This window comes from Dietzia cinnamea NBRC 102147, from assembly GCF_001571065.1.
Taxonomy (GTDB): Bacteria; Actinomycetota; Actinomycetes; order Mycobacteriales; family Mycobacteriaceae; genus Dietzia; species Dietzia cinnamea.
This window is the reverse complement of sequence record NZ_BCSW01000102.1, coordinates 1-4,046: the sequence shown is the minus strand read 5'-3', so window position 1 is coordinate 4,046 and position 4,046 is coordinate 1. Positions and strand designations below refer to the sequence as shown.

10 protein-coding genes are annotated in these 4,046 nt (G+C 68.7%); 9 read left to right on the top strand and 1 reads right to left on the bottom strand.

From position 1 onward, the window contains the following. The 9 genes from DCI01S_RS17660 to DCI01S_RS16065 all read left to right on the top strand — a co-directional run. Positions 1–211, top strand: a 211-nt coding sequence (locus tag DCI01S_RS17660; RefSeq protein WP_167349580.1) for a hypothetical protein, incomplete at its 5' end; no start/stop codon positions are given. A 71-nt stretch (positions 212–282) separates the two neighbouring features. Continuing rightward, entirely contained in the window at positions 283–597 is a 315-nt protein-coding gene (locus DCI01S_RS16095) for a hypothetical protein (protein ID WP_061230156.1), read from the top strand. A gap of 135 nt (positions 598–732) precedes the next feature. Beyond that, positions 733–1,071, top strand: a complete 339-nt coding sequence (locus DCI01S_RS16090; RefSeq protein ID WP_061230155.1) for a hypothetical protein — start codon at positions 733–735, stop codon at positions 1,069–1,071. 56 nt (positions 1,072–1,127) lie between these two features. Continuing rightward, positions 1,128–1,361 (top strand): glutaredoxin-like protein NrdH, encoded by a 234-nt coding sequence (gene nrdH, locus DCI01S_RS16085; RefSeq protein ID WP_061230154.1) that lies wholly within the window; start codon positions 1,128–1,130, stop codon positions 1,359–1,361. A 40-nt stretch (positions 1,362–1,401) separates the two neighbouring features. Then, positions 1,402–1,962 carry a DnaB-like helicase N-terminal domain-containing protein gene (locus DCI01S_RS16080; RefSeq protein WP_167349579.1) on the top strand — a complete coding sequence of 187 codons (561 nt, stop codon included), beginning with the start codon at positions 1,402–1,404 and terminating at the stop codon, positions 1,960–1,962. A gap of 37 nt (positions 1,963–1,999) precedes the next feature. Beyond that, positions 2,000–2,260 (top strand): hypothetical protein, encoded by a 261-nt coding sequence (locus tag DCI01S_RS16075; RefSeq protein ID WP_061230152.1) that lies wholly within the window; start codon positions 2,000–2,002, stop codon positions 2,258–2,260. A gap of 19 nt (positions 2,261–2,279) precedes the next feature. Next, positions 2,280–2,450 (top strand): hypothetical protein, encoded by a 171-nt coding sequence (locus DCI01S_RS17430; protein WP_156482654.1) that lies wholly within the window; start codon positions 2,280–2,282, stop codon positions 2,448–2,450. After that, positions 2,447–2,851 carry a helix-turn-helix domain-containing protein gene (locus DCI01S_RS16070; protein WP_061230151.1) on the top strand — a complete coding sequence of 135 codons (405 nt, stop codon included), beginning with the start codon at positions 2,447–2,449 and terminating at the stop codon, positions 2,849–2,851. The genes DCI01S_RS17430 and DCI01S_RS16070 overlap by 4 nt, the downstream gene beginning before the upstream one ends. 35 nt (positions 2,852–2,886) lie before the next feature. Continuing rightward, on the top strand, positions 2,887–3,177 hold the full coding sequence (locus tag DCI01S_RS16065; protein ID WP_061230150.1) for a hypothetical protein: 291 nt from the start codon (positions 2,887–2,889) through the stop codon (positions 3,175–3,177). 250 nt (positions 3,178–3,427) lie between these two features. Here DCI01S_RS16065 and DCI01S_RS16060 read toward each other — a convergent pair. After that, positions 3,428–4,046: IS481 family transposase (locus DCI01S_RS16060; RefSeq protein WP_061230149.1), on the bottom strand; the 619-nt coding region annotated here is incomplete at its 5' end.

The window sequence follows — 4,046 nt, the reverse complement described above, 5'->3', positions numbered from 1 at the left end:
AGCCAACATGGACCACCTGGTCTGCACTACCTGCCTCGTCGGCCTGGTCAACGACGACTGGACCGCGATCGAGGACAACCACTCCGCAGTCGCCACCGCCGAAGCGCTCGGCATGGTCACCCACACCGGCAGCGAGAACCACGGCGTCTACCGCTGCACCGTCTGCGGCGACGACCACTACGGCCGAGCCGAGATCGTCACCGCCGCCTGATTCCCACCGCCCCCGCCACCCGGCGGGGGCGGCCCACGGGCACACGGCCCCTCACCAGCCAGGAGAACACCATGAACGCCAGCCCGAAGAAGACCCGCACCGGCTACTACGAGCCCACCGCAGCCAACGCCACCCACCTGCTCGACAACCGCGAGCTCGTCACCCAGGTGCGGCCGGCACTTCACATCACCCACGAGGTCGAACGCCACGACGCCGCCGCCCTACTCAACGGCCACAAGAGATTCCTCTACCCCCAGATCAGCCGAGTCGCCATGCGAACCCACGGCCTCTACCTCGCCCACAACATCCCCCAACACCGGGACGACTACAACGGCGACCTGCTCGTCACCGGAGACCGACTCGCCCCCATCCCCAGCCAGGGCTAGTCCACAACCGCCCATCGCCGAGAGGCAGACGGTAAAACCGCAGGTGAGAACCGCAAAAAGCCCCGGAACTACTTGCATCCTCGCATCATGCGTGTGTGATAGAAGTAAGCAAGAGCCGGAGGGGAAGGAAGAGCAATGGACGATCAGAACTACGAAGTAGAGGATTCCCGCCTCTACAACGGCGACCACATCGCAGAGGTCGCCATGCTGGCAGCGAAGCTCGTCGACGAGCGGCTGCATCCGGGCAGGGGAGAGGACATCTACAGCATCGCCTACATCACCGCGATGACGTTCCGCTACCTCATCAGCGACCCCCGCACCCAGGGCCTGCCCGCCGAGAAGGCCCTCGCCGAGGGTGTCACCGTCGACGACATCATCCGCGCGACCATCGCCTCAACCCCGGGCATGACCGAGGCGATCATCGCGACCCACTCGACCTCCCCCGTCGTCGATCTCGACGAGTTCGACTACTGACGAGCCGCCGCCCATCGCCGAGAGGCAGACGGGCACCACCCGAAAGGGATCTCCCGATGAGCATCACGGTCTACACCAAGCCGCAGTGCGTGCAGTGCGGCGCCACCATCAAGGCCCTCGACAAGGCCGGCATCAGTTATGAACTCGTCGACATCACCGCCGACGCCGCCGCCCGCGACTACGTCATGGCCCTCGGCCACCTCCAGGCCCCCGTCGTCGTCACCGACACCGACCACTGGGCCGGCTTCCGCCCCGACCGCATCAAAAACCTCGCGGCCCACGCCGCCTAAGCCACCCACCAGCAGGGGAGGGGACATCACAATGCACACCATGACCGAGGACCCGCAGGCCACCGCCGACCCGGTCGACGTCGACGACCTCGCCGCCACCGACGACGCCCCCACCGTCCCCGAACTCGACCCCGAAGCCGCCCTGCTCTGCGCCCTGCTGCACACCACCGACACCACCGAGGCCCGCCACATCACCGGCCACCTCACCGCCGACGACTTCCTCACCCCCCGCTACGGCGAGCTGTACGCCGTCATCGCGGACCTCGTCACCGCAGACGAGCCCCACCACCCGACCCGCGTCCTGGCCGCCCTGACCAGCGCCGGACGCATGGCCGGCCACCACGGCCGACTCCTGGCCGACGCCCTCCAAACCGTCACCCTCCTCGGGACCCCCGCCGTCGGGCTGACCACCCTCGCCGCCGACGTCCTCGACGCCGCCTACCGCCGGGCCTTCGCCGCCACCGCCCACACCCTGACCCGCGCCAGCGCCGAGGCCCCCACCGCCGAGTTGTTCGAGATTCTCCTCGCCGAAGGCCGCGCCATGCGCACCGAGACCGAGCGCCGCGCCTCGCTCACCGCAGGCCCGACCGCCGCCCAGTAACCGTCGGCGACCGACACCACCCAGAAGGGATGATCAGATGCACTCACAGGCCCAGCTCGAGCACCAGGCGCACGACGCCCTGGCAGCACTTGGAGCCACGATCGACCCGGGCACCGTCTCCGACGCCGTCGACCTTTACCTGTGCAAGCACGAGCGGTCGACCGGCCAGCCCGTCGACCGGGACGCCATCGGTGCGGCCGTCGCTGCCGAGGCGATCGAGGCTGCGACCTCATGGCTGCTGACCCTCGACGCGCCGCCCCAGGCGCCCCTGGCAGGGGCGACACCCGTACAGCCGTAGCACCGGGCACGATGACGACATGTACTTGATCGGGACCGGGCCGAGCGAGCTGCACGCCCACATCGACCTCGACCGCCGCAGGCGCGCCCTCGGCGGGGTTGAGGCGTCCGTGGTGTCGACCGCCCACGAGTGCGGGCACTGGTCGGTCGTCGCCGAGATCCGACCCGACACAGCGGGGGAGGGGCAATGACACCCGACGAGGCCCGCTCACTCGGCCGCGCCATCCGCGCCGTCCGCCTCGAGCGCGGACTGTCCCAGCTCAAGCTCGCCGTCGCCGTTGGCGTGAAATCCCCCTGGATTAGCGCCTGGGAGCGCGGACAATCCAAGCCCACCGCCCACGGGCCGGCCGCGATGCCCAGCGCCATCAGCAAAGACCAGCTCGCAGCAATCGCGGACGCCCTGGACTGCACCGTCGGTGACATCGCTGACCGGGCGGCGCTGTCGGCGTCCACCCGCCTCATGTTCGGACTCGAGCCACTTGGCGCGGCTCGCACGGTGATTGGTGGCCAGGAGTACGACCTCACCGACGCCGAGGCCGACAAAGCAGCCGCGTTCGTCGCAGGTCTGATCGCCGCCCGCGACCTGCACTGACCGTCGGTGTCGGACGCCTCGGTTACGGTGCCGGCGTGGACGAGCTGGTGGACCGAATCAGACACGCGGCCGACCAGGCAGGTGAGGCGCACTTCCTCGAGCTGCTGCGCTGGCACCGCGTTGTCGCCGGCCTCGGCGAGCTCGACTGGGGCGCCCGCGGCGCCTACCGGATCGCCATCACCGAGCTAGGCGAGGACCGAGCCGCGGAACTGCTGAGTGACCTGCGCCGACTGGCCCGCAATCCCCGCCGCTACCGCCACGGTTCCGACGGAAAACCCCGCTATCGCGGAGGTCGTACCGTTAGCGTCCACCGCCACCGTCGGTGACGCATGTCACAACAGGTGGCATCCCACAGCGCGGAAACGCCATGTGATTCTGCTTCACATGATCAGTCTTCCACTGCTTCCCGCCGCCGCGCCTCCAGTCATCGAGCCGGTCAAGGTGCTCTTTGAGCTGTTCGGGATGCGCTTCGGATCCTGACCCAACCCAGAAAGTAAACACACCGATGACTTCCGCACTCATTGCCATCGCCAGCGTCCTCGGCGGCAGCGCCGCCGGACTCGGCGTCACCGCCGGCTAGGTGTACTGCCCACGCAGGTTGTGTACCCGGTCTGCGGGTGAGGCGCCTCGTAGTGCGGTGTGGCCGCGGTGGAAATTGTAGTGATGCAGGAACGCCGGTAGGCGAGCCGCGCGGTCGGATTCGCTGACGTACGCGGCGGCGTAGGCCCATTCCTCGAGCATCGTGCGGTTGTAGCGCTCGACCTTGCCATTGGTCTGCGGCCGGTACGGGCGGGTTCGCTTGTGCTTGATCTCCGGACCGAGGGCGTCGGCGAAGGCGTGGGAGCGGTAGCAGGAGCCGTTGTCGGTCAGGACCCGGCGCACGGTGATCCCGGCGTCGGCGAAGTAGGCGTGGGCCCGCTTCCAGAATCCGGCGGCGGTCTCTTTGCGCTCGTCTTCCAACAGCTCGGTGTAGGCCAGGCGTGAGTGGTCGTCGACGGCATTGTGGATGTACCAGTAGCCCATCCCGCGCCTGCTGTTGCGCTTGCCCTTGGCGCGGCCGTGGACTTTGTGCCCGCCTCCGTCAGGGATGCGGCCGAGCTTCTTGATGTCCACGTGCACCAGATCGCCTGGCGCTGCGTGCTCGAATCGGCGCACCTGCCGCTTGCCCGCACGCACCGGGGCACCGGTGGCCGGG